General features: G+C 46.3%; 25 protein-coding genes and 1 pseudogene. 6 read left to right on the top strand and 20 right to left on the bottom strand.

Going from position 1 to position 24,420, the window contains the following annotated elements; all coding sequences use genetic code 11:
* Window positions 1-385 precede the first annotated feature (385 nt).
* From ACPV3A_RS16025 to ACPV3A_RS16040, 4 genes are read left to right on the top strand one after another with little or no spacing between them, the layout of a single operon-like run.
* Window positions 386-2,509: an MMPL family transporter gene (locus tag ACPV3A_RS16025; RefSeq protein ID WP_426200228.1), complete on the top strand. Its 2,124-nt coding sequence runs from the start codon at window positions 386-388 to the stop codon at window positions 2,507-2,509.
* 23 nt (window positions 2,510-2,532) lie between these two features.
* Window positions 2,533-3,204 (top strand): response regulator transcription factor, encoded by a 672-nt coding sequence (locus ACPV3A_RS16030; RefSeq protein ID WP_426200229.1) that lies wholly within the window; start codon window positions 2,533-2,535, stop codon window positions 3,202-3,204.
* Window positions 3,201-4,619, top strand: a complete 1,419-nt coding sequence (locus tag ACPV3A_RS16035) for an ATP-binding protein (RefSeq protein WP_426200230.1) — start codon at window positions 3,201-3,203, stop codon at window positions 4,617-4,619. The genes ACPV3A_RS16030 and ACPV3A_RS16035 overlap by 4 nt, the downstream gene beginning before the upstream one ends.
* Window positions 4,592-4,987, top strand: a complete 396-nt coding sequence (locus tag ACPV3A_RS16040) for a hypothetical protein (protein WP_220684992.1) — start codon at window positions 4,592-4,594, stop codon at window positions 4,985-4,987. Before ACPV3A_RS16035 ends, ACPV3A_RS16040 begins: the two co-directional genes overlap by 28 nt.
* Window positions 4,988-5,125: 138 nt before the next feature.
* On the opposite strand, the gene ACPV3A_RS16045 is transcribed toward ACPV3A_RS16040, so the two are convergent.
* A complete protein-coding gene (locus tag ACPV3A_RS16045) occupies window positions 5,126-5,488 on the bottom strand; it encodes a DUF4181 domain-containing protein (RefSeq protein ID WP_220684991.1) in 363 nt (120 codons plus the stop codon).
* A gap of 177 nt (window positions 5,489-5,665) precedes the next feature.
* On the opposite strand from ACPV3A_RS16045, the gene ACPV3A_RS16050 reads away from it, so the two are divergent.
* Window positions 5,666-6,055 (top strand): hypothetical protein, encoded by a 390-nt coding sequence (locus ACPV3A_RS16050; protein ID WP_220684990.1) that lies wholly within the window; start codon window positions 5,666-5,668, stop codon window positions 6,053-6,055.
* Here the strand turns inward: ACPV3A_RS16050 and ACPV3A_RS16055 are convergent.
* The 7 genes and pseudogenes from ACPV3A_RS16055 to ACPV3A_RS16085 form a co-directional block, all read right to left on the bottom strand.
* Window positions 6,050-6,928, bottom strand: a complete 879-nt coding sequence (locus tag ACPV3A_RS16055; RefSeq protein WP_426200231.1) for an ADP-ribosylglycohydrolase family protein — start codon at window positions 6,926-6,928, stop codon at window positions 6,050-6,052. The two genes, ACPV3A_RS16050 and ACPV3A_RS16055, sit on opposite strands and share 6 nt — an antisense overlap.
* 264 nt (window positions 6,929-7,192) lie before the next feature.
* On the bottom strand, window positions 7,193-8,443 hold the full coding sequence (locus ACPV3A_RS16060) for an MFS transporter (protein WP_071220814.1): 1,251 nt from the start codon (window positions 8,441-8,443) through the stop codon (window positions 7,193-7,195).
* 241 nt (window positions 8,444-8,684) lie between these two features.
* Window positions 8,685-9,047: pseudogene (locus ACPV3A_RS16065) on the bottom strand (SRPBCC domain-containing protein); the annotation flags it as partial.
* Between the two features lie 192 nt (window positions 9,048-9,239).
* Entirely contained in the window at window positions 9,240-9,737 is a 498-nt protein-coding gene (locus tag ACPV3A_RS16070) for a DinB family protein (protein WP_220684987.1), read from the bottom strand.
* Window positions 9,738-9,781: 44 nt separating this feature from the next.
* Window positions 9,782-12,037, bottom strand: coding sequence for an ATP-binding cassette domain-containing protein (locus tag ACPV3A_RS16075; RefSeq protein WP_426200232.1), 2,256 nt, complete (start codon window positions 12,035-12,037; stop codon window positions 9,782-9,784).
* Window positions 12,038-12,277: 240 nt separating this feature from the next.
* The gene (locus ACPV3A_RS16080) at window positions 12,278-13,054 is read right to left on the bottom strand and encodes a TerC family protein (RefSeq protein WP_220684985.1); all 777 of its coding nucleotides are present in this window, start codon (window positions 13,052-13,054) and stop codon (window positions 12,278-12,280) included.
* A gap of 259 nt (window positions 13,055-13,313) precedes the next feature.
* Window positions 13,314-13,685 (bottom strand): iron chaperone, encoded by a 372-nt coding sequence (locus tag ACPV3A_RS16085; RefSeq protein WP_194543050.1) that lies wholly within the window; start codon window positions 13,683-13,685, stop codon window positions 13,314-13,316.
* 488 nt (window positions 13,686-14,173) lie between these two features.
* On the opposite strand from ACPV3A_RS16085, the gene ACPV3A_RS16090 reads away from it, so the two are divergent.
* Window positions 14,174-14,581 carry a FixH family protein gene (locus tag ACPV3A_RS16090; RefSeq protein WP_426200233.1) on the top strand — a complete coding sequence of 136 codons (408 nt, stop codon included), beginning with the start codon at window positions 14,174-14,176 and terminating at the stop codon, window positions 14,579-14,581.
* 6 nt (window positions 14,582-14,587) lie between these two features.
* Here the strand turns inward: ACPV3A_RS16090 and ACPV3A_RS16095 are convergent, their stop codons facing one another.
* The 12 genes from ACPV3A_RS16095 to ACPV3A_RS16150 form a co-directional block, all read right to left on the bottom strand.
* Window positions 14,588-15,274: a sulfite exporter TauE/SafE family protein gene (locus ACPV3A_RS16095; RefSeq protein ID WP_339296695.1), complete on the bottom strand. Its 687-nt coding sequence runs from the start codon at window positions 15,272-15,274 to the stop codon at window positions 14,588-14,590.
* Window positions 15,275-15,369: 95 nt separating this feature from the next.
* The gene (locus ACPV3A_RS16100; protein ID WP_426200234.1) at window positions 15,370-15,993 is read right to left on the bottom strand and encodes a flavin reductase family protein; all 624 of its coding nucleotides are present in this window, start codon (window positions 15,991-15,993) and stop codon (window positions 15,370-15,372) included.
* Between the two features lie 180 nt (window positions 15,994-16,173).
* Complete coding sequence (locus tag ACPV3A_RS16105; RefSeq protein ID WP_426200235.1) at window positions 16,174-16,599, bottom strand: disulfide oxidoreductase; 426 nt, start codon at window positions 16,597-16,599, stop codon at window positions 16,174-16,176.
* A 231-nt stretch (window positions 16,600-16,830) separates the two neighbouring features.
* Window positions 16,831-17,244, bottom strand: coding sequence for a nuclear transport factor 2 family protein (locus tag ACPV3A_RS16110; protein WP_426200236.1), 414 nt, complete (start codon window positions 17,242-17,244; stop codon window positions 16,831-16,833).
* A gap of 20 nt (window positions 17,245-17,264) precedes the next feature.
* Window positions 17,265-17,741 (bottom strand): MarR family transcriptional regulator, encoded by a 477-nt coding sequence (locus ACPV3A_RS16115; RefSeq protein ID WP_259445235.1) that lies wholly within the window; start codon window positions 17,739-17,741, stop codon window positions 17,265-17,267.
* 282 nt (window positions 17,742-18,023) lie between these two features.
* On the bottom strand, window positions 18,024-19,568 hold the full coding sequence (locus ACPV3A_RS16120; RefSeq protein WP_426200237.1) for a right-handed parallel beta-helix repeat-containing protein: 1,545 nt from the start codon (window positions 19,566-19,568) through the stop codon (window positions 18,024-18,026).
* A gap of 76 nt (window positions 19,569-19,644) precedes the next feature.
* Window positions 19,645-19,956 carry a thioredoxin gene (gene trxA, locus ACPV3A_RS16125; RefSeq protein ID WP_220687390.1) on the bottom strand — a complete coding sequence of 104 codons (312 nt, stop codon included), beginning with the start codon at window positions 19,954-19,956 and terminating at the stop codon, window positions 19,645-19,647.
* A gap of 13 nt (window positions 19,957-19,969) precedes the next feature.
* Window positions 19,970-20,860: a class I SAM-dependent methyltransferase gene (locus ACPV3A_RS16130; protein WP_426200238.1), complete on the bottom strand. Its 891-nt coding sequence runs from the start codon at window positions 20,858-20,860 to the stop codon at window positions 19,970-19,972.
* Window positions 20,861-21,379: 519 nt separating this feature from the next.
* The gene (locus ACPV3A_RS16135) at window positions 21,380-22,105 is read right to left on the bottom strand and encodes a hypothetical protein (protein ID WP_194543057.1); all 726 of its coding nucleotides are present in this window, start codon (window positions 22,103-22,105) and stop codon (window positions 21,380-21,382) included.
* A complete protein-coding gene (locus ACPV3A_RS16140) occupies window positions 22,092-22,814 on the bottom strand; it encodes an ABC transporter permease (RefSeq protein ID WP_194543058.1) in 723 nt (240 codons plus the stop codon). Before ACPV3A_RS16140 ends, ACPV3A_RS16135 begins: the two co-directional genes overlap by 14 nt.
* Window positions 22,811-23,665: an ABC transporter ATP-binding protein gene (locus ACPV3A_RS16145; RefSeq protein ID WP_220684977.1), complete on the bottom strand. Its 855-nt coding sequence runs from the start codon at window positions 23,663-23,665 to the stop codon at window positions 22,811-22,813. Before ACPV3A_RS16145 ends, ACPV3A_RS16140 begins: the two co-directional genes overlap by 4 nt.
* Window positions 23,662-24,294 (bottom strand): TetR/AcrR family transcriptional regulator, encoded by a 633-nt coding sequence (locus ACPV3A_RS16150; protein WP_426200239.1) that lies wholly within the window; start codon window positions 24,292-24,294, stop codon window positions 23,662-23,664. The genes ACPV3A_RS16145 and ACPV3A_RS16150 overlap by 4 nt, the downstream gene beginning before the upstream one ends.
* Window positions 24,295-24,420: the final 126 nt, after the last annotated feature.

A 24,420-nucleotide genomic window follows, 5' to 3' on the forward strand; every position in this document is an offset into this window, starting at 1 on the left:
CATACCCTTATTTTCTATAGAAAATCACTTATGTATTAAGATAACTAAAGCGCTTACATTTGTCTTCGTTTTTATGTTTATGGTGGTTAGATCTGAGTTTCGTATTATCTGAGTTTCCCATTATATGTTAAGTCAATCTTGTTCAACTCGTAAATCGCCACAATTGATATTCTTTATCAACATCTGATTCTCTTCGTATAAAGGATCATTTCTTACCATGATGATCAATAATGGCATGCCTGATATTTTGCAATTACCCTACCTTTTCCATGTTATTAAACTTGGTTATTTTGCTGCCGCTCGAATGGCCGGACTTCGAGTTTATATTAAATTTATTTAGCTGTGCTAGAGTAAGTGCGACAAATTAAAGAGGGGGAAACAACCTTTGAGGAAGCTATTAAGTCCCATTACCGATTGGGTCTCAACCAAAAAAGGGATGTGGATTACGATTCTGGTCTGGCTGATCGTTATGGTCGGTTTAAGCGCGGGTCCCACGCTTGGCGATTACAAAGCGACCAACTTCCAGTCACTTCCAGATGAAGCACAGTCCATCATAGCCGAGAACAAATTGGAGAACACATTTCCGAATGAGCAGGGAACGCCAGGAATCCTGGTTTTTCATAATGCATCAGGAAACGTAAACCTGGATGAAGTAAAGCATATTTTGAATGGAGTCCTATCCGCCAAGATTCAGGGAGTCAAATCCATAGTCGATATCGGCACCCTGCCGCCTCAAGCCCTGAAGGGTTTTACTTCGGAGGATAACTCTACCATCATCGTTCCCATGAGCCTGGAAGCCGGTCTTGGCAGCAGCGAATATTCGGAAATCAATGACGAAACCTCCAGACTTGGCAACGAGATTGCCAGGGGTCTGAGTACAGACTTCTATATTACAGGTCCAGCCGGGATAGCCGGCGATACGATCAAGCTCTTCGAGCAGGCGGATTTTGTTCTGCTACTTGCCACCATTGTCATCATTCTTGTATTATTGATCGTTATTTACCGTTCACCGCTGCTTGCCTTCATTCCTCTACTTGCGACGGCTATCGTATATCAGGTCGTCAACCAATCCGTAGCCTTGATGGGCTCAGCCGGACTCGAAATTAACAACTCGACCACCTCCATCATGAGCATCCTGCTGTTTGCCGCCGTCATCGACTACTCACTGTTTGTGTTCTCGCGATACCGCGAGGAATTGAATAAACATGAAAGCAAATATACTGCAATGCAGTTTGCCATGCGAGCTACCGGGGAACCTGTGTTTTTTGCAGGCGGCACCGTGCTCGCCGCGATGCTCGTTCTGTTCTTCATGGATTTCCGTGATTATCAAAATTTTGCGCCGGTATTCGGTTTGGCCATGCTTATTATTATGCTCGCTTCCGTCACCCTTGTCCCAGCCCTGTTCACCCTGTTTGGGAGAAAAGCGTTCTGGCCTAAGGTTCCTCAATTCGGTCAGAACAATGAAATCAAACACGGTTTCTGGGGGCCAGTAGCCAAATTCGTGGTGAACAAGCCGCTGCTCACCGGTGGAATCGTGGCTGTCTTCATGATCGTGACCGCCTTGAACGTATTCAACCTGAATTATGAATTCGACACCGTCAAAAAATTCCCCGAAAACTTGCCTTCGCGTGTAGGTTATGAGATCGTGGAATCTAAATATAACAAAGGCGAGCTTGCACCCTCGACGCTTCTTCTGGAATCCGAGAACGCGCTATCCGACGAGCAGATCGATCATTTCCTGAAAAAGCTGGAGAATTACGAAGAAATCGACTCCGTCCGCTTGGCCGGCATCACGGAAGATTCCAAGGCGGCAAAACTCAGCGTTGCCTTGACGATGAATCCTTATTCCACCGAAGCTATCGATTTTATTGAAGAGCTTCAGGGCCAGACTGACGCCCTTCTTAACGAGTTGTCTCTTCGGGGCGATGTTTACTACGGCGGCGTGACAGCCAAACTAGTCGATGAACGGACCGTAAACAACGGTGACATTATCAAAGTCATCATGCTGGAAACGGCTCTGATTCTCGTGCTGCTGGTTGCCTTGACTCGTTCGTTAAAAATGTCGATGTATATGATGGCCACCATCCTCATATCTTACGTGTCAGCCCTTGGCCTGGGCATCTTCCTGATCGATATGCTGTTCGGGTACGAATCCATCAGTACGCGAGTTCCTGTCTATGCGTTTATATTCTTGGTGGCGCTGGGGATCGATTATAATATTATTCTTATATCCCGCTTCCTCGAAGAGAGAAAAACATTAAAGATCAAGGTAGCTCTTGAAGTGGCCATCCGCAATACGGGTGGCGTCATTTCCTCGGCAGGCGTGATCTTGGCGGCAACCTTTGCCGCATTGACCACCATGCCGATTGCCGATCTCTTCGTGTTCGGTTTTATGGTTGCGATTGGTATTTTATTAGATACATTCCTGGTAAGAGGCATTCTGCTTCCATCCTTAATTCTATTTTTCGAAAAAGATAAGGATCCTAGAAAGCTCTCATCCCAGGCATAATGTAAGGTATGGAGGAGTCTTCCGTGAAAATTTTAGTCGTAGACGATGATTACGATATCCTGCAGCTTGTGACCATCCATTTGACGCGGGAAGGCTATACGGTTTTACAAGCTCATAACGGGAAGCACGCGCTGGAGCTTCTGGAAGAGTCGGAGGTAAACCTGGCCATCGTGGATGTCATGATGTCCGGGATGGATGGCTTCTCCCTGACTAGAATACTAACGAAAGAGCTCGACATTCCTGTCATCCTGCTGACCGCCAAGGGACAATTATCCGACAAGGAACAGGGGTTCAAATCAGGCTCCGAGGATTATCTTGTGAAGCCTTTTGAGCCAAAGGAGCTGCTGTTTCGGGTTGCCGTTGTTCTTCGCCGCTATGGCCGCGCAATGGAAAGTGTTTTGAAGGTCGGCAATGTGAAGATCAACCGGAACGATTTTGAAGTGATCATCAAGGATGAAACCATTATCTTTCCTCTAAAAGAGTTTGAGCTGCTGACTATGCTGGCAGTACGGGCCAACAAAGTCACTCCCCGGTCCGTTCTTATCGAACAGGCATGGGGCGAGGATTATCAAGGCAACGAGATGACATTGAATACGCATATGAACCGGATTCGCGACCGTCTCAAACGTTACAACGCTTCGATCGAGATCCAGACCATCAGGGGCATTGGTTATAAATTAGAGGCGGCCGAATGAAAACATTATATCGGGAGTTTATATCCACAACACTGCTCATTCTAGGGATCAGCATTTTTATCGGATTTATTCTGGCAAACGTTGTCTACGTGATATTTACCAAAGAAGAAATCACGCAGCAAAACATGGAGGTTGCCGAACAAATCGTCCACGTTCTCGAGGAAATGCATGTATCAAGCCATACCGTGCACCCCTTCCTTGAGTCCGTCGGACAACTAGGATACCAGATATATTTGGCTAACCGTTCCGGGGAGGCGTATTTTTTCGGTGAGCCTTTTGAGCATAGAAGGCTGCCTGACCACACCATGGACCAGGTGTTAAGCGGCACGCCGTATTTGGGGAAAGACGGCATATGGGATCAGCTCTGGATGATGGGGCATTTCTCCAATGATATTAGAAACACCGTCGGGCTCCCCCTTCAAATCGGAAATCAGACTTATGCTCTATTCGTCAAACCGGCCAGCAAAATCCTATTTTCCGATATCCATATGATGCTGGCGGGATTTATCGTAGCTGTCGCCATCGTGAGCCTATTAGGTGTAATCAAAATGACCAAACGGCTAATTCACCCCATCTCGGAGCTGTCCGAAGCGACGAAAGCGATCACCAACGAAGATTTTACGTATTCGCTGGATATCCATCGTAAGGATGAGCTGGGCCAGTTGGCTGAGAACTTCCTGCGTATGCAGCAGCAGCTGCAGCATAATGACGTCGCCCGGAAGTCCTTCATCAGCAACGTGTCTCATGATTTTCAATCTCCATTAATGAATATTCAAGGGTATGGAGACCTGCTCCTTCTTCCGAATCTGGATGAGAAGACGCGGCTGCAGTATGCGGGTATCGTGAGCGATGAAGCTAGACGATTATCGAATCTGACCAAGCAGCTTCTGCTGATTACGTCCCTGGATCAATCCGGTTACCCGGTGAAAAAGAGCCCTCTCCGACTGGATCTGCAAATCAAGGAATCCATCAAAAAACATCAATGGAGTCTGCAGGACCGGAACCTGACCATCTCGTATAAATTAGATAAAGCCGTGTTGTACTCCGATCGCGAGCTGCTGGCGATCGTGTGGGATAACTTGATAACGAACGCCATTAAGTACAACCAACCGAACGGCCATATCTTCATTTCCTGCACCACCGCCGGAAACAAGATCATCCTCACATTCGAGGACACCGGTGTCGGTCTGTCGGAGGCATCAGCCAAGCAAGTGTTCGAGCGCTTCTACCGGGTGGATGCAACCCGCAAGAAAGACGGGACAGGCCTTGGCCTGTCCATTGTTAAAGAAATCGTCACACTATTAAACGGAACCATAACGCTCGAGAGCGAGCTTGCGAAGGGTACGACCTTCACCGTTATTTTTCTAATGGAAGGACATGATGAATCATGGAACAAAAATGGAGTTTACGGTTAATTCGATATGCAGCGCTGTTCGGCATTTTTGGAACCTATCTTGGTTCCAAAATGTCTGGCGAGATGGACTACTCCCTTCGTCCGATCCACGCCCACATTTTACTGGTCGGCTGGTTGTCGGTATTTGCTTGGGGAATCTTCTACAAGGCATACAAAGTAAGATATAAGAAACTGGTTGCTGTCCACGGCTGGCTGGCGATCCTGGGGTCCTTCGGCTTAACGTTCGGAATGTGGATGTACAATTTGAATCCTTTTCAGCTGGACGACAGTTTGGTTTTGGTCTTGTTTATTGTGGGCGGTTCGCTCCTGCTGCTTGCCTTTCTGTTATTTGCCATCATTACATTTTTTACGGAAAAAGAACAACAATAAGCTTCTTCTAAATAGAAAACAGCCAATCCCTCTCCAAGCGAAGGATTGGCTGTTTTTCATTAGTGGATGCTGCGTCAATTTTATGAATCATCAAGGATTGAATTATAGATTTCTATAGGAATAGTGCTTCTTGTGTTGTTACGCAAACATCTCAATGCCAAGGAAAAGGAGCAGACCGCTAACACTTGCATAGGCACTGAGGATGTGCTGTTTGGAATCTTTCTTATAGCGTCTTTCAACAACGGAACGGAAAGCGTGTAGAACAGCTACCACAAGTATAACGTCCTGATAAGCCGACGATCTCCACTCCCAAACAATCCTCATGAAGTAAAGGGCGGTTAGGGACAAAGCTATGATGATCAACTCCCCAATCAGATGAAATCGATTGATATGCTTATAGAGCAGCTGATTTGAATCGTTGGATACCTTGAGCTTTTTTTTGATCCATAAGTACCCGGAGACGAATACGATCGAATATAAAATGAGACTGAGTAAGAGCATGCTTAAGTCACCCCTTTCCAAAGTTAGCGGCCGTGCAACAGCTGGTATTCCCGTAAAGGCGGTTGCAACGGGTTTAACCGAAGCACCTGGACACAAAGTATAACTTTTGGCATTGCAGGATAGTAAGAGGAATATAATATTCTTAAAAATAAACTACCAATTAAAGAGGAGAAATGTATGGAAGAGAGTATGCTCTACATATTATCCATTATCGTCACTTTTATGTTTATTTCTATCGCCGTTTTTCAGGTGTTGCTCGCGCTTGGTTTGCCTTTAGGCGAATTTGCAATGGGTGGATATTACAAAGTGCTGCCCTACAAATTACGGGTTGTAAGTGCTATAAACGCTATTATACTTCTCGTTATGGGAGTTGTTTTTTTGCAGCATACTAACGTCATAAATATCTTTAATGTTCTGCCTACGAATATTTTGGTTTGGGTGATTACTGTATTTCTGGGATTGAATACGATAGCAAATCTAATATCCAGAAGTACAAAAGAAAAATATGTAATGACACCATTATCGAGCATTGCGTTTATATTGTGTTTCATGATCTCTTTATCATAAAGTTTTCAATGCATACAATTGCGAAACGATCCGGTCGAGTCTATCTTTGATGAGGATCGCCTCTGCATATCGGACAGGAATTCCTTCATACCCATAATAGATACCTGCCAATCCACCGGCAATAGCTCCGATCGTATCCGAATCATCTCCTAGATTTGCCGCCTTTTGAACGACTCCTGCAAAATCCGACGTATGGAGCAAAATATGCAGTACCCACCGGAAGGTATGGACCACATAACCGCTTGCCGGGCAATCCGGCTGTGCTTCAATAATGCCTTCGTATTCGCTACCCACCACCTCGGCCATGATGGCTGCTCTTAAATGTTCACCCTGCAGAAGGAGCTGGGCCATTCGGTTATACATGACGCAGACTTCGGCACACCTTGGATCATAATGCGTCATCCGTGACTGCATGATGGTCACTCGGTCAATGTCCGCCGGGTCCTTGTAGGCAAGTGCTGCAGGCAGGCATCGCATGAGGGAGCCATTCCCGCCGCTTTGCCCCATATCCATGTGCACCACAAAGGCCGCTTCGAACCAGTCTCCCTCAAACTTTTGAAAAACTTGACGGATGATATTCCCGATATCTTTGGGCCTCGATTGGTACCATTCCATGAAGAAACGCCCGATCGCCTCCATTGGCTCCCCTGGATTTTCGTGAATTCCTTCTGCCACGCAAAGCGTCATCATCGTATCGTCGGTCACTTCGCCCGGTTCCAGCTGCCACACCCCGCCGCCGATGATCTCCGTCAAATAGCCGTGCTTCTCCTTAATCTCCTGCACGCTCATAAACTCCGTCGTTCCGCCAAGCGCGTCGCCTACAGCCACTCCATACAGGCCGCCTTTGATTCGGTTATATAATATATTGTCCATACAACCACCTTGTATCTGTTCATTAAATAAGAAATCCATTAAGTTAATTATAACAAAATGGACAGTCGTCATCTTCTAAATATAAAGAAATGGGGCATCGGTAAATTAAAAAAGCCGCGATTTTCGCGACTTCGGCTGCGCATATGCTCTAACCATCCCGATTCGTAAAGGTATTTGTGCTGGAAGTTCCCCCCCTGGGAATGAGGGAGAACCGACTTTTTTTTTGCCGGCCCTTCTTCACATAACCTTATCGATCGTGCGAGATTATGTCTCTTGTGCAGTAAGTACATGTTCCGGCGCTTTTTGGTTCATGATCGGCACCATGACGAGTGAGCCAAGAAGAAATAGTAATCCTGCTCCGCTATAGATCGTACTCAGCGAAAAGGCGTCCTTTAATGCGCCCGCGAAAGACATGGAAATGACCATCATCCCAACAAACATCGGATTCAGAACCCCATTCACCCGACCGACAATGGAAGCATGCGACCATTTCAGGATCATGGTACTGATCCCGATATGAATGCAAGGAAAAACAAGCCCATTTAGAAATTGAACGGTCAGCGTGACCGGAACACTAGTGGAATACCCCACAATGGTTGTACAGACCGCCCCTGCCAGCATGCCTATGGCAAGAAGAACCTGCGGCGGAACCCGCTTCGCGAAGACGGCCACGATCCCGCCCCCGATGAGCATGGCTGCGCCATTCACCATTAGCAGATATTGCAGGAACTCCTCGCTCCTGCCCAGCCGCTCCGTTACGATAAACAGGTTGAGCGCTTGGGCTACACCAACAGCGAGTCCGGCGAGAATAAACGCAAGCCCGAGCATGCGCAGCACTTGACTTTGCCAAACATAGCGGAAGCCTTCAACGAAATCTTTACGGAATTGCCCTTTTACGGCGGCTGTTTGAGATTTCATATCATCCTCCGGCAGGCGAATCAGGACGAGCGCGGATAACAGAAAAACTACGCCCATTACAGCGATCGATGTTTCAAGGCCGAACGTGCTGTAAACAAATGTACCAAGCATAGGGCCAAGGACCATGAAGATGGCCATCAGCGATTGGAACAAAGCCATCCCTTGCTGCAGTTGTTCTTCAGACACGTGATACTTAAACAATCGCATACTTGAAGGTTGAGAGAACTGCGAAAGAATAGCTGAGATGAATGCGACAAGGTAGACGGATTGCCATGAACCGTAATGGATGGTCAGAAGCACTACGAATACCGATACCGCGGATAATAAATCGCACCAGATCATCGTTCGCTTTGGCTTCCATCGGTCCGCAAATGTACCTCCGATGAACGAAAAAACAAATATCGGGGCAAATTCTGCTACGCTGATTAGCGAAATAGCGTATGGATCATTATTGGTTCTATCCGCTACATACAGGAGGATAGCAAAATTACGTACCCAGATTCCGATCTGCAGAAGCACGCTTGATAATAAAATCGTCTGCAGGAACCGATTGCGAAGAAGGCTTGGTGCATTAGTGCTTGTGTCGTGCCTATTCAATCTTTTCAACCTCCAATTTGTCTATAAAAATGCCAGCTTGAGTAGTGGTATGTCTCTCCTTTCCAATCCTTATTATACGGACTTCATCATCGTTGACCTCCTCCTTAAGACTGAATTTACATATTCAATATTCAAAATCTACTCACGACGTAAAGTACCATTTCATTTAACCAAAAAGCCGCCAATAGCAGCTTTTGCATACTGATTAAATCGGGCTCGGAACCAGCGTTTGCCGTTAGTGTCAAGACATACTTGCCAGATGTTCCTCAAGACGGTCCATGGTCTGTTCGACACCTGGAACGGCATAGGTTTTCACCTTATCGAATACAGCGACCGTTTCCTCAAAAACGGTTTGATACGTCAATTGTGTCTTACCTTCCAGTTCCTCAACGCTTACTGACGCCAGAAAATGCGGAAACACGGCATGTTTGATAACGATTCGCTCGGGTTTAACGACCACAACAAACACGTTGGTGTTGGGAAAATCAACGCCATCAGGACCGTGCATAATAAACTCCCATGTACCACCCGGTTTCATATCAAACTGCTGAGTAGTCATCGTAAAACCTTGAGGCCCCCACCACTTCGACAAGTGCTCCTGTTTTCGATCATAGCAGGTTATTCATTCATGGATTTCTTTCAGATTGCTCACTTCTATAACCCAATCGTCGCATACGATAACGCCCGATTTCGGAATATTTCTTTCTTGTCCATATCGGCTGACAAAAAAAGTCGCGATTTCCGCGACTTCGTATATGTCCTCATCCTCTGACCATGTCCTGCGACTTTCCTTACTTCACTTGCCTTCCTCATCGGCTGAGGGACCGTACATGCCCGGCACCGGAACATCAAGCAGCCGTAGATAAACTCCGAGCTGCGCCCGGTGGTGAACCATGTGACTTAAGCCGAAAGTGCGAAGCGCGATTGCACGCGGTTGACGCTGGAGAATATGGTCGCCGTTCCGCAAGGTCCATTCCTCGGCGAGCGATTTCTCGTCGCATTCGGCTAACAGCTTATTAATCTGTATAACGTTCGCGTCAAATTCCTCCAGCACGTGTTCGCGTCTTTCCAAAGCTTCCCGCCGAATCGGCACGGATGAAAGATCGAATTCCGGGTATAGAAGAATCGCGACTTGCCAGTTCAGCAGGTTGATCAGATGCGTGGCGAGCCCGCCTAATGTCATTGATTTTACGTGGGGCTTCCAGGTCATATGCTCCTCGGGTAAACACTCCAGAATTCGGCGCGTTTGAGCCAATTCATGTTCGGCATCTCCGACAATTAATGGTTTCGTCATAGTTTCCCTCTCCTTCTTTTATGGCAGACACAAGTGGGTTAAGATTACATCAAATATCTTCCCGTGATCGACTGCTCCGCATGGATGATCTTCGAAGGTGTGCCCTCGAATACCACTTGGCCACCCCGGCTCCCCCCGTCCGGTCCCATATCGATAATCCAATCCGCTTGACTGATCACGTCGAGGTTATGCTCGATGACGATCACCGTATTGCCTGCATCCACGAGACGGTTCATGATCCCAAGCAGGTCACCGATATCTGACATATGTAGGCCCGTCGTCGGCTCATCCATCACGTAGATGCTCCCCTTCTTATGCAGCTCGCTTGCCAGCTTGATCCGCTGGCATTCCCCGCCTGAGAGCGTACTGAGCGGCTGGCCGAGTGTAATATAGTTCAGCCCTACATCACTCATTGCTTGCAGCTTGCGCACAACCTCTTTTAGTTCAAAAAATTCCAATGCCTGCTCCACCGTCATCTCCAGCACTTCTGCAATGGATTTGCCGTTTAATTTGTACTCGAGCACCTCTTCCTTAAACCGTCTGCCTCCGCATACTTCGCATGGCAGCTTCACGTTCTCGAGGAATGCAAGATCTGTATACACTACACCCAGCCCTTGACAGTTATCGCAAGCCCCTTTGGAGTTGAAGCTGAACAAACCTTGATTGACCTTGTTTGCAGAAGCAAACGCTTTGCGAACATCGTCCATTATGCCCGTATAGGTTGCGGGATTCGAGCGTGTTGACACGCCTACCGCCGATTGGTCAATGACAATCGCATCTGGATGGTGGCTGAGGAATACTTCGTTAATCAGCGTACTCTTGCCAGAGCCTGCAACTCCAGTAACGACGGTCAGTACGCCGGTTGGAATATCTAAACTCACGTTCTGAAGGTTGTGAAGTGTGGCATCCTGGATAGATAGCTTGCCGGAGGGTTGCCTGCAATCTTGTTTCAGCTGAAGCGGCCGCTTCATATGAGTGCCTGTCAGCGTGCCTGCCTCCAATAAGCCTTCGAAGCTTCCTTCATATACGATCGTCCCGCCGCGGCTGCCGGCGTGAGGTCCTACGTCTACGATATGATCCGCCACCTTGATCACATCGGGATCATGCTCGACAACAATCACGGTATTGCCCTTGTCGCGCAGTTTCTGAAGCAATTCATTTAACCGGTGTACATCACGGGGGTGTAGGCCCACGCTGGGCTCATCGAAGATGTAGGTGACATCTACCAGACTGCCGCTCAGGTGCTTCACCATCTTGACGCGCTGCGACTCGCCGCCGGACAAAGTGTCCGTTTCGCGATCCAGCGTCAGGTAGTCAAGCCCGATATCCACCAGATGCTGCAGCCGCTCCGTTAGTGACTTCACCATCGGCGCTGCGACCGCGTTGTCAATCTCCCGGATAACTCGAATGAGCTGACCAACCTCCATGGAGGACATTTCCGCAATGTTGAGTCCATTGATCCTGCAGCTAAGGGCTGCCTGACTTAGTCTGGCACCGCGGCAGCTGGAACACGGGCCCTCTGAAATGTAGGGTGCAACAGCTTTTTGTGTGCGCTCGGACTTCGTCTTCACATCCTGCTTGATGTATTTGTTCGTGAACTTCTCAATGACGCCTTCTACTGTAATATTCGTTGCCTTGCCGGCGAAGTCCATCTTTACTTTCCTTGCCTTGGCGTACAGCAGCTGATCCAGTTCATCATCCGAATAGTCGTTCAGCTTCTTATCGAGATCAAAGTCCCCGGTCTGCACGATCATGTTCCACTCCCAGCCGTTCACCGAATAGTCCGGCAGCATAATAGCCCCTTCGTTGAGCGACTTTGACATATCCAGCGCCTTGCTCATATCGACGCCTAGTTTCCGGCCAATCCCGTTACATTCGGGACACATGCCTTGCGGATCGTTAAACGAGAACATGTTCGCTTGTCCGACATAAGGCTGTCCCACTCGGGAAAAGAGAAGACGAAGAATGGGAGAAATATCGGTAATCGTGCCCATCGTGGAATGGGAACCGCCGCCTAGCCGCTTCTGATCAACGATTACAGCCATGCTCAGATTCTCGATCGCGTCCGCATCTGGCTGCGGATAACGAGGAAGAAAGTTACGCACGAACATACTGAAGTTCTCATTCAGCAAACGCGTGGATTCTGCGGCAATCGTATCGAAGACGATCGATGACTTGCCGGATCCGGATACCCCGGTGAATATCGTGATCTTCCGCTTGGGAATACGCAAGGATACGTTCTTGAGATTGTTTTCCCTCGCAGCCGAGATTACGATATATTCCTGATTCGATTCGCTCATGGCTAACATCCTTCCGATCTGGGTTCAAACGCAACCTGTTTTGTAATATGAAGAGTGGGCTGAAGTGTGGTATGTATAAGCATATACTAATTGGACACCATTTAGTGACACAATGATTATAGGAAACTACTTCGTGTCATGTCAATCCATAATTTTGCTCATATTGAATTTTAGACAGGCATGCAAAAATGGCCCTCCCTTAAGGGAAGGCCATCTGTCAACTATGATCGAAAGACGGAACTATAGTTGCTCGGTCTGTGATTGTTTGCTTTTACCAGGTGCAAACCAACCGAGAAGGGCTATCGCCACCAAGACACCATAGAAGATTATGGTCCAGACTGTGCTATGTGGGAAATGGTGATCCAACACCCCAATATCTTCATGGGCTAAGGTAATCACAGCGAGCTTGACACCGACCCATGCCACGATTGCATAAGCCGTGGTCTCCAGCGCTGGCCGTTGAGCAAGCAGCTTAACAAACCATGTGGCTGCAAATTTGATCAGAATAAGCCCGGCGATTCCGCCAAGCACAACAACCAAGAATTTTCCTCCGTCCATACCACCGAAATCAGGAAGCGGTGAATCCGGGAGACCCAGTGCCAAAGCCACAGCAGCAAGAATGGAATCAATCGCAAAGGCCAGATCCGCAATCGCAATTTTGCTTACCGTTGGCCAGAAGCCTTTACCGGCAGCATCTTTCTTTATGTCCTCGCGAATATTTTTATTTTCCTTACCGAAACGTGCTTTGATGATGTGCTTTAATCCGAGGTACAGAAGATAAGCAGCTCCAATCGCCTGTATTTGCCAGACGTTCGCAATAAACGATATCGCAAATAAAGCCGCGAAGCGAAAAACAAAAGCCATAATGATCCCGTAATTGATCGCTTTCTTCTTCTGGTCCTCCGGTAAGTGCTTCGCGATAACTGCCAACACAAGGGCATTATCCGCCGATAGTAAACCTTCCAATCCAATAAGAATTAGTAATGCCCATGCATACTCTAGCCAAATTGACTCCAACAGTACTTCCCCTCTCTTATGTGCGATGTTCATGGTTAAACTTCTGGCTGAAAACATCTAATCTCCACTTTAAAGAGCAGAGGTTTTTCCCCAGTTTTGATTGTTCCATGACTTCCTTTCGTTATTACGTTGTCAAGTAACGTCTCGTTTCATTCATTTCAGGCCAAATTTTCAGACCCACGGTCAGCTTGGCGACTTCCCGAAGCCAGCATCAAAAACCCCCTTTTCAAAGGGGATTTTCCTATACATTCTTTTTTTGCTATTTTCGCCAAAAAGTTGTACAGTCAGCTTTATCCATAATATTAAACTCGATCATTTTCTCAAGTAATGAGAAGTCAACCGGTCTTTCCCACCGGATACGTACTAACTCTTTGGTGTGATCATAGCCTGCCTGTACAATTTCATCAGAAAAATGCTGAATCACTACTCTTTCGGGTGCAACAGCCAAATGTTGTTTGGCAATGCTAAAGCCAATGATAAATGTACCGTGGTCGGTAAACATAGGCTGGTTCCACGCCATTTTCGGCATTAATTCCGGAAATTTTTTAGTTACCCAAGCCAAAACCTCTTCCGTACGTTCACGATGTTCAGGGTTATCAATATGTGCTAAATATTCTGCAAAGACTTCCATGTTGTTCCTCCTAATATGAAAATGATGTCGATCGGAGAAGCAACTATATATTCTCAACATATACGATCCCCACACAATTCTAATACAAGAGGATTTTCTTATGCAAGAGAGTTTTTTATTTCCCCCATTAAGTTTTTTTTTCAATATATAATGATATGTCTTGGTTTCTACGCTTTTGTATTCAAATAGAAAATGACCCCATATTGCGATTCACCTTTGTTATCATGTCCATTTTATCCACATTGTAATTAAACGCCCCTGGTTGGCATCAAAAGCGGAGCCTACGGGAAACTTAATGGTGCAATAAGATAAAAGTTCATTTGGCACAAAAAAACCTCCGCAGCCATTTCACAGGGAAGTTCCTAAATCCCTAGAAAGTTGTAGAGGGTCCGGCCCGGTATTTCTTGTCATCCATATGTGCATGTTCTGACCTTTTTTTACATACCTATGAGAGAATACTCATGTTTTCAGGCGAAAGAAGGGATATCATGAAGACAAGATGGGGCATGGCTTTGTTGTTGCTCTTTATAATCGCGGCTATGATTCTTTACCGGCAGGTTCATGATCGTTCCAAAGTAGAAAACCTGTATACTGATGGGCAGCTTCGCATGGAAATACAAACCGTTCAATCTGTCGCAGAACCCATGAAAGAAACGTCCTTCCAGGTTTTCATTACCGAGCTGCCTAAGAAGCCCATTGCTAATGCCGATATTAAACTAAACCTCAAGATGCCCGATATGTTTTGTGGTGTGTTTCCCGCCGAGATTGTCGAATCAAAGCCGGGTGTATACAGCGCAACGGCCGTACCTGTTATGCAAGGACTTTGGGAAGCGGAAGCGGTCCTTCGTTGGGAGGATCAAAATGTCACGGTGAGGACGTTGTTCAACGTTCGCTAGCCCTGCTTACCATAACCATGGGTGAATTCCCGGGATCCATCCGTTAGCGCTAATTCCTTTTAAAATGGAAAGCACCCCCATTAAAAAGGCCAGAAATCCGCCGAGTTTACGCATTCCTCTGCGCCACTTTTTCGTTAAACTGCCGGCGGACAGCGCCGTTAGGAGTAGAATGGGAAAAGTCGAAAGTCCAAATACCAGCATGATCAAGAGGCCTTCCAGACCAGATCCGGATGCCGCTGCATTCATATGCATCGCATAGGTCAAACCGCATGGAAGAAAACCGAGCAGGAGGCCCGTTAGAAAAGTCGCAAACAACTCATACCGCTGACCAAGCCGTTCCAATTTCAGATGCAACAAAGAATGTCTCGGCAGATGCGCGTTATAAATGGGCAGTGTGTACCGACGAAATGTCCACAGCAGAATGAGCAGACCTCCAATGATGCTGGCCGCGCCTTGAAAGCCAACAAAGCTGCCAGCCACATCCAGGAAGGAGCCCACCATCCCCATAAAGCCTCCGATCACCGTGTACGTTGTCACTCTGCCAGCGTTGTAGGCTAACGTAGAAGCAAGCGGAGATCTGCTGGTTCGAAGGGCCAAAGAAGAAACGATCCCTCCGCACATCACCAGGCAATGCGGCGCCCCCATCAAGCCTGTCAGAGCTACTAACAGTAATCCGCTCCCCGTCCAGTCCATGTTCTCAAACCCCTTCCCGGCCGGACAATATACGCCGTTCTTCATAGGATCGCACATCCATTCATTGTATGAAGGTGCACGAATATTAAGAATAACTATTCTACTGAATCAGGTCCGAATACCGGCGCTAATTTTGATGAGGACAATTGCTCGCTTAGACCGAAATATTCGCAAAAATTCATAATCATCGGATTCCATTTCGAAGGATCGACATAGTTTGAATGGGCATCCATAAGAAGATCTGCCTCGACACGAACTTTATCAACGCGCACTTCGATGGCAACAAGTGAGCTTGGTTCTTCAAAAGGATGGAGCTTAACAAACCTGGCTTCCAGATGGACAGGGCATTCTTTCACACGCGGCGCTTGAACGAGCTGGGACGGAAGTGGTGTTAACCCTGCGACACCGAATTTATTCGCCTCAAACTGATACCCCCTTGCTGCTTTCGACTCAGGGACCGGGTTGCGACCTGTTAACAGGGTCAGACGCTCAACTGCGGGAATCAAGTCAGTCGACGGGAGATTAAGCACGCACTCCCCTTCACGAATGATATTTTGAACAGTCTGAGACTTGCTGCTCATACCAAGCATGCATGATTGATTGAGCCACCAGGCTGAGGACATCGGAGCCAGGTTGGGTGTGCCGTCTTCGTTGATGGTACTTATCAACACGACCGAAGTCCCGAAATAATGAATTTTTGGATGTATGACTTTATGCATATCAGATTCCATCTCCTCGACATGATTTTTATGTAATGTATCACAAGCTCGTTATTGGAGCATAGGGTTATGGAATAAGACCGCAAGATATAAAAACTGGATCCCTACCATTCATTGTTGATTGAAAACAGCCGACCCTAAGGCCGGCTGTTACAGGTCATTCAATAAGAGCAGCTTTCATCACTGGTTTGTATGTTGCTTCTGCGAGCGCAGGGCCAGCAATAGAGCCACGGCGATGAGCACGAATGCGGCAAATGCCAGCATCGGAATGGTCAACCAACCGAACCAATTCAAATAGTCATTCAAGCAGGACACCGGCCCGCATGCGGCAATATCCGAATCTTTGGGGAGTTTTTGAATGATACTATGATATGTAGATATGCCTCCGCCAATGATGACAAGGGGTAGGATGTATGGGACAATGTGCGTCTTTTGCCGATATGCCGCGATTCCCAAGACAATGACTAATGGGTACATGAAGATCCTTTGGTACCAACATAAGACGCATGGCGTAAAATGCCATACTTCACTAAGAAACAAACTTCCGCTAGTTGCCACAGCTGATACAGTCCATGCAAAAAACAGCCATACTCCCGTTTTATTCATTGTTCAAACGACCTCCCTTCTATTTTTGTTCTAGCCATCATACGAGATTTGGTCATATGTTTTCTCATTTTCTCTTAATTATCTATAAATGAAAATGGCTCCTTCGGGCTATAGATTCATAAAACACGTTCCTTTCAACTTTCAATATCCTTATCCTCTCCTTAGATCATGAGTCAAAAAGACTGCCGGTAATAATACCGACAGTGTTAATTGCGCTCCAGGACACCAAGATTAAACAACTGGAGAAGAAATGCTTGCAAGTTCCTTAAACTCGTTAACATGATGAAGGGCATGCGAGATTTCATTACAACGAACAATCTTGCCGTTTTTTATTTCAAAAATCGCGATAAGCTCAATTAATCCCCGGGTTCCGCTTTTCTTGGTAACATCTACGGTGTATCGCAATGCCAAAGTTTGAAGCTCTTCGTCATAGAGGGTATCGTAAAATGGAGAAACGGTAATTTTGTCTACTGTAGCTTTTAATGCAGTTAGATGATCCTTAAATGCTTCCAAGTTTATCTTTTTGCCATCAGTCACTTGATAGTATTGGTTATGAAAATAATCGGGTATTTTAACAAAATCAAAATTAACTATAATGTCGTTATACATTTGCGATATAAAACGAATAGCTTCCTGCTTGTTCATTTTGGTCATCTCCTACAGAGTTATTTGGATTCCGAAGTCATCAGCAGCCACGTATTAAGAAAGCGAATAATCACATCGATTTCGTTATCATTAAAATGACTGAACAGTTCGTAGTACTTCTCTTCAGCGTGCTGATGCAGCTTATCGTGCTCTGCAGCCAACTGCTTCCCTTGATCTGTAGCCTCATAATAAATTTCTTTAAGATTGTCCGTTTTCTTTGCAGTCACGACTAAATCGTGTTGAATCAATGTATTTATGGCTTTGGTTATAGCGGATTTTGATAAATTTAATTCCGTTGCTAAAGACGTATTATTTAATTGACATGGGTGACGCTTTACTAAAGATAAGATGTGAAGTTGCGTCATGGACCAGTTTTTTACTGAATCTGAACCAACAGCACTCTCAATCGACGTGTTCCGAGCCCTTAAACTTTTCTCTCTATTCATAATGAAATGTTGGACAGCTTCAATCGCTTCTTTACGTTTATTTGAGGTCATGGGAGTCACCTCCTTTGAGAATATTGTTAACCATTCAACAATTATAGTTTACCGGTTAACAAAAATATGTCAAGAAACTAAGCTCATAAAACATATTGGGGAAAAGTAATAACAGGAAGACAAAAAAGCCGCCAAAATTGGCGACAGTTGATGGGTTCGAAGATGTTAGCTTAAAATAATACAACGTTGTCCACATAAGAACATACGATTGCTGCCGAAACAGCCTATTATTAGTCTCTCTAAACATTCCAACTCTGTTACTCGTTTCTAAAAAGCATAACATTACTCATCTGCGCCAATGTTCACATCGGCCCCTTGCACTCTTGGCTGCCCGTCAATGTCCTGGGTACCGATGATACCGTTATCCGTCGAACCGGCATCAATCGCTGGGGACGAAGATTGAAGATGAAAGTTGCCTCCGGAAGCATTGACGAATGCAGGATCCTTGAAGAATGAATGCGCATCGTTGCCGGTTCCCGCTTGATATGCGGAAAAGCCAGCATAATCTTTGTTCTTCCATGTCCAGAAAGCATCCGTGCTACCGCCTGGTGAAAAATATAGATTGTAATCCACCACGTTACCTGAATTTTTTGTATATTCATTGTAGATCAGCACACCCGTTGAACTGGCCACAATGATATTGTTCTTAATCACGTTATTTTTCGTATCATACTGCACATAGAGCTGACCGCTGCCCTCACCTAAAAGATCGTTATTGTAGACGGTGTTGTTCACGATCTTGCAATTCACCGTTGACCCCCGTTCGTCGTCGTATCCACCCATGGCGATGCCCGTCAACCGGTTATTGTGCACAACGTTGCTTCGGATCGTAATATCACTGGTGGATTTGCCCGCATGCTCCGAGGCAATTTCAATGCCGATGTCATTGTTGTTGCTGTAGTTCTGCTCAATAATGCTGTCTTTACCGCCATCAATATAAATACCACCGGCTGCATTACTGTTATTCGGGAGTTTTTTCCCATAAGAAGGATTGTTGTTGGAGGAAATATTATATACCCGATTGCCTTTCACCAAACCATTTCGGGCCTGGTCGTATGCTTCTTCCGGCGCAGTTCCCTCGAAACCGATAATATCGATCCCGATGTTGTCGTTATCGTGAATGAGATTGTCCGTTACTTTAAACGTATCTACATTACCATTCAGCACCAGTGTTTCACTGGAACCCAAGATTAGATTGTACAGCTCATTCCCGTGAATCGTAATGTCATGAAGCGATTCCGGAGCTTTGGTACCGTATACGGCGATACCATGAGCATCTCTGCCAAGCAAATCGCTGCCGATAGGTGTGACTGTGCTCTTGATATCATGGATTTTGTTATTCGTCAGATTTATAAAGCCGCCAGAACCTTGAACATAAATTCCAACAGGAACCGCGTTTCTGGAAGTCGTTGTATAGTTGCGAATCTCCAAGCCTTGAATCGTAATGTAATTCACATTGGTTAGCTCGACAAGCCCTTCGATCCCGTTGACTGAAAGTCCAGTACCATCGATGATAGCTTTCTCTGAACCATAGTTCTTGAAAGTTATGGGACCCTGCGAGGCTGTACCGGAACGTGTTATCTTGAGTTTTTGATTATATACGCCGCCCCGAACGTAAATCAAGCTGCCCGGATCAGCCTCCTCAGCCGCATGCTGCAGCGTCTTCCAAGGCGCAATCATCGTCCCTGGATTGGAGTCACTCCCGTCGGTAGCTACATAGTACTCAGTACCGGCTGCCGACACGGGGGAAGATTGTACATTTCCAGAATCCAAACCAAATACAGTTATGCTCAATCCCACCAGCAACGCCTTTACTAATTTCAACATCGTTCCTCATCTCCCATCTGTTCCTATTTATATTACATGGAGATCAATACTCGAGTCACTACGAATATGGGAAAGCCTAAAAGGCAGTGCGTTGTTTCAAGACATGTTTCGGCAATATGCCCGCTTCTTTATATAGAAGCTTCCCATCTTTGAAAACAAGGGTGGTCGGTATGCTCATGATCTGAAATTGGGAAGACGTCGCCGGGTTTTCGTCTACATTTACCTTAACTACTTTAATGGAATCTTTTGCCTCCCTTTCAAATTCCTCAAGAACAGGTGCAAACATTCTGCACGGACCACACCAGGAAGCCCAAAAATTCACTACGGTTACTCCGTCGGTTTGGATCATCCCTTTAAAAGTAGAATCTGTTGCGTGTTGAATCGCCATCATCATCATCCCTTCAAATTTTTCTTGTGTACATACTTAGATCCTGCATTCGAACCAGTACTTTGCCATAACGACCACTCTGTCGAACCGTTACTTTGCCGGACGGGTACGCTTGTTCCAAATAGTCTGCAACCAATTTCCGATTCTGCTCATCTGTAGCCAGACTGTGACTGCGAAGCCAGTTCATCATTTCCTCTAACGCCGCTTCTCTTGTAACTTCCGTCGTTTTCGTTTCCCGTGTTATAAGAGACTCATAGGAATAGCCTTTGAGATACAGCAGATGAAGCAAATATCCGAACTCCAAGTGCTTCGATTGGAAGGGCTGACCGGTGATGAGCGGCCAGATTTCATTCACCAAACTGATTTCCGTGGAGCCTGCCGGCATACTGATATAACAATAATCCCGGGCGCATTGTAGAATCTTTTCGACGCTATCCCAATCCAGAATGACCGGACACATCGAGACAAAAACCAGATCAAAGGCATTACTCCAGTCTCTAGCCAGCACGTCAATATCTTCAAAAGGTTCGGGCACAATCTTTACCTGGTCATCGGCGAATTTTGTGATATTTTCCTTCAGCAGTTCGATCAAGGGTAGAGAGGATTCTACAGCAGTAACGCGGGCCCCCCGCTCTGCAAACGGCACCGAGAATACTCCCGAAGCGGCGCCAATGTCCAGCACAGACGCGTTGTTGAATTGAACTCCTTGTCCTTCAATCCAATTCATGATCCGTGTGGTCCGTTTTCTTCCCTCTTCATTAAACGATTGCTCATTGAAAGTCTTCGCCTTGTGATCAAAGGCACGGGTCGGGTCGGTTCCGGCCTTTTTCATCTTGTTCACAACACGTTCGCCATGTTCTTTCCAAGCCTTTTCCCAAATAGCCTCATTAAAAAAATCATTCATAACTTCCATCTCTCTTTCCGTTATAGTTTCTGGTTGCGGTTGTGAAACCCGTTGACGCTTCCAATGATCACCACATCGAAAGTTGGTTGATTCATTGGTTTTTTCATTAATGGATCTGCATTATCCATAATCATGATGCAAAACATGTATCCCTTATTGTTTAGTATACGCTCACTTCCCGAATGTTCCTGAGCCTGCTGTACTTCTGGAGAACAGCATGTCCCCTCCCCTCTTCCTAGCTCTTCTTCTTAAGATCGCTATTATTATGGATGTATAATATCCATAATAAACGAGTCAACTTCAATATGCAATACCATTTTTTAGCCATAGTCTGCTTCTGCCTTATGCTGACATTGAACATTTAACAATCTTACTTTCGATGTACCCATCAAAAACGTAACGTTTACTTCGGGGGCTGAATGGTATAACCGATTGTTAGACCATAGCAAAAGCAGCCGATCATTCAGATCGGCTGCTTTCTGCTCAGATGTCACATGAACCTATACTTTGGTCGCCCCTTTAAGATTGTCTATTGTTAAACACAGATACCATAAAATATAAGTAGGCGGCATGTAACAGCAATCCGACCGAAAAGAAAACGATTGCCAACATAGGTTCATTCTGCGTGATCAGATAGGGCACTTTTGCAGGCCAATACGTTGGGAGCCAAGCGCCTAACACCTGCCAAGCTCCTGGAACGAAGTTGGCCACCACAGGTCCGGCTATGAACAGCCCTCCTATTTTAGATAAGGCTAATCCTTCTACCTTGTTCGCTGAGAAAGCGGCAAGGAACAACGAGAATATTGGAGCTTCCGATGCCAGCAACAGCAAAACACCCAATTTAGCCCAGTGAATATCCGATAAAGTCGAAAAAGACAGATATAGAATGGATAATACGGTGCATAACAGAAAAGGAAGCGTCACTCTATATAGCAAATAACCTTTACGCATTAGTGGGGTAACCGCATAATATGCAATCACATTCTCGTCGCGTTCATCGAGAATAAGGAGACCGGTGAGCATTCCTGTCAGCATGGGGATCGTAACAATTAATAACGATGCCGCAAAGCCGCGATACGGCTCCAAATGAAACGAATAGTTTACATCGAGCCAATTAACGGCAACCGGGAATCCAAACCTCGATAGAAACAAAAGCAGCAGCGGACCGAACATAGCTGCCATCAGAACGGGATCCTTCCACGCATGCCGTAGATCCATGATCATGAGGGCTTTATATCTCTCCATTAATGCCCCCTCCTTCACCTACGCGCATCAACACATGTCGAGTATAGGATCGCTGCGCCCAGATGTAAGCCGCAAAGTTCCAAATCAACAGAATACATATGGAATATAGAACGCTGCCAATAGATAAGCCGTCACTGGGAGACACAAGTAACCGGAGAGTTCCTTCGGTTGGAAGGACGAGAAACAGGTCTTCATGCCACAATTGAAGAAAACTTAACAATGGAAGGATGAATGGCAGCGCGTAGACCTGCACCATCAGAATAAAACCGTTAATTGTCCGTTGGCGTGCCGCCACGCCAATCGACAGCAAGGTCATGAAGGTTGATGTTAAGACAATACCGGCAGAAAAAGCAAGCGGATATTCCGGGAGACTGCCGGTCGCCATATGAATCACCCAGCCTGCCGCAAGGGATAACACCGACAGGGACGCAGCCTTCGCCAGCAAATATTCCCGAATGTGTACCGGCGCTACAAACAACGGATCGTGGACGCCCTGGTCCCTCTCCAGCAGGACCATACCGCCTGCCATGATAAGCCCAAGGGCTGCGGGATCGCTGAATGTCAACACAATCGCTGTTGTCTCCTGGTAGGCCTCGGGTACGAATCGGAGCAAAATCCAATAACAGGTACAGACAAACATATAAACCCAATAGAATCCGTGGCGCCACTGGAAACGCAGATCGAATACAAATAAGCTTAGGCCCTTCATACAAGCTGCCTCCCGGTTACCTCAATAAAAATTTGTTCGAGCGACGCCTCTTGCGAATGAATGGTATCGAGGGGATAATCCTGTATCAGCTTAAGAAATTGGTTATTCTCACCGATGCCATCCAGAGAAAATACCGCTCCCTTTAATTCGCCATCCCTACTGTATTCGACTCGGACCTCCTTTCTTCCCTTACGAAGTTTCAACTCTCTGGGTGAATCGATTAATTTGATTTCACCGTCGACGATAAAGGCTACCCGATCGCAAAGTTCTTCTGCCGCTTGCATATTATGCGTTGTTATTAGAACCGTCTTGCCGGCAGCCTTTTTAGCAAGTATCAATTCCTTCATTCGGTGGGCATTGACCGGGTCTAATCCGGAAGTAGGTTCATCCAGAAATAGGATTTCTGGATCATGCTGTAACGCCCGACAGAAATTCAACCTCATCTTCATGCCCTTGGATAGCTGGGAAACCTTCATATTTGCGGCATCTGTTAGATCGACTTGTTCCAGCAATTTCATGGGATCCTCCGTCTCCCCCTTGTAAAGGGAACGAAAGAGCTTTAAATTGTCAAGAACCGAAAATTTACTGTAGAAGTTCGGGAATTCAAAAGCTACTCCAATTCGCTCATAATAATCGGGACCAGTATCCCTGATTTCGTTGCCCATGACTTTTATACTTCCTTGATAACCTTTCAGAACACCGATCAGCAGTTTTTGCGTCGTGCTTTTACCAGCGCCGGACGGGCCGAGAAAGCCAAAGATTTCGCCAGGCGGGATGACAAAATCAAGCCCATGCAGGGTGGGCTCTTTTCGATTCGGATACGTGTAATGAAGCCCTCTTACTTCGATCACAACGCTCCATCTCCCTTCAGCGCATTAGACACCGCAAGCATGCCGGCAGATAATAACTCGACTAGCAATTCGATCGTAGATGTAAATTGCTCCTCTCCAATCTCTTTTTGGTGCAGCGTAAGCAGTGCCAAGGATCTGATCATGCCCACGATGGATTCGGGTGCCGTACCAGGTAAAATGCCAGCCTTCTGCCAAGCCGTAATCACAGGCAAGAGCGCGTCTTGATCCTCCGTAAAGTTACGCTCCAGCAAGTCTTTCGGCAATTTCCTGAACAAGAACTCCATCTCCCCGCGATCCATCATCTGGCGAAGCATTGGGCTCTCGTCCATCATCCTCAGTGAATATAAGRGAAACCGTTTAATGCTTTCCTTACTGCAGACCTCTTCAGGAGGGAATAAATCAAGAACGGCATTGCGAATTCGCTGCTCCTCCTCCAGAATCAGTTCATAATATAATTCCTCTTTCGATCCGAAAAACATGTAGAACGAGCCTTGGGCAATGCCGGCGGCCTTCGTCAGATCTTCAACACTCGTTTTGCGAAGGCCCGCCGTTTCGAAATGATGGCGTGCCTCCGTCAGCAGTTTTTGGCGTATCCATTCACGTTCTTCATCCGAGAATTTTTTGGGCATGTTGCATATCACATCCTTAATCAGGCCGTTTGTGATCCTGTGAATAATTTTATTTTATATTCATAAAAGTACTCCCTAAATCCCCATATGTCAATATATTTGGTGTTAGGGAGTCTTTAGGTTACA

The sequence above is a fragment of the Paenibacillus sp. Dod16 genome, assembly GCF_049893405.1.
In the GTDB taxonomy this organism is placed as follows: Bacteria; Bacillota; Bacilli; order Paenibacillales; family Paenibacillaceae; genus Paenibacillus_AQ.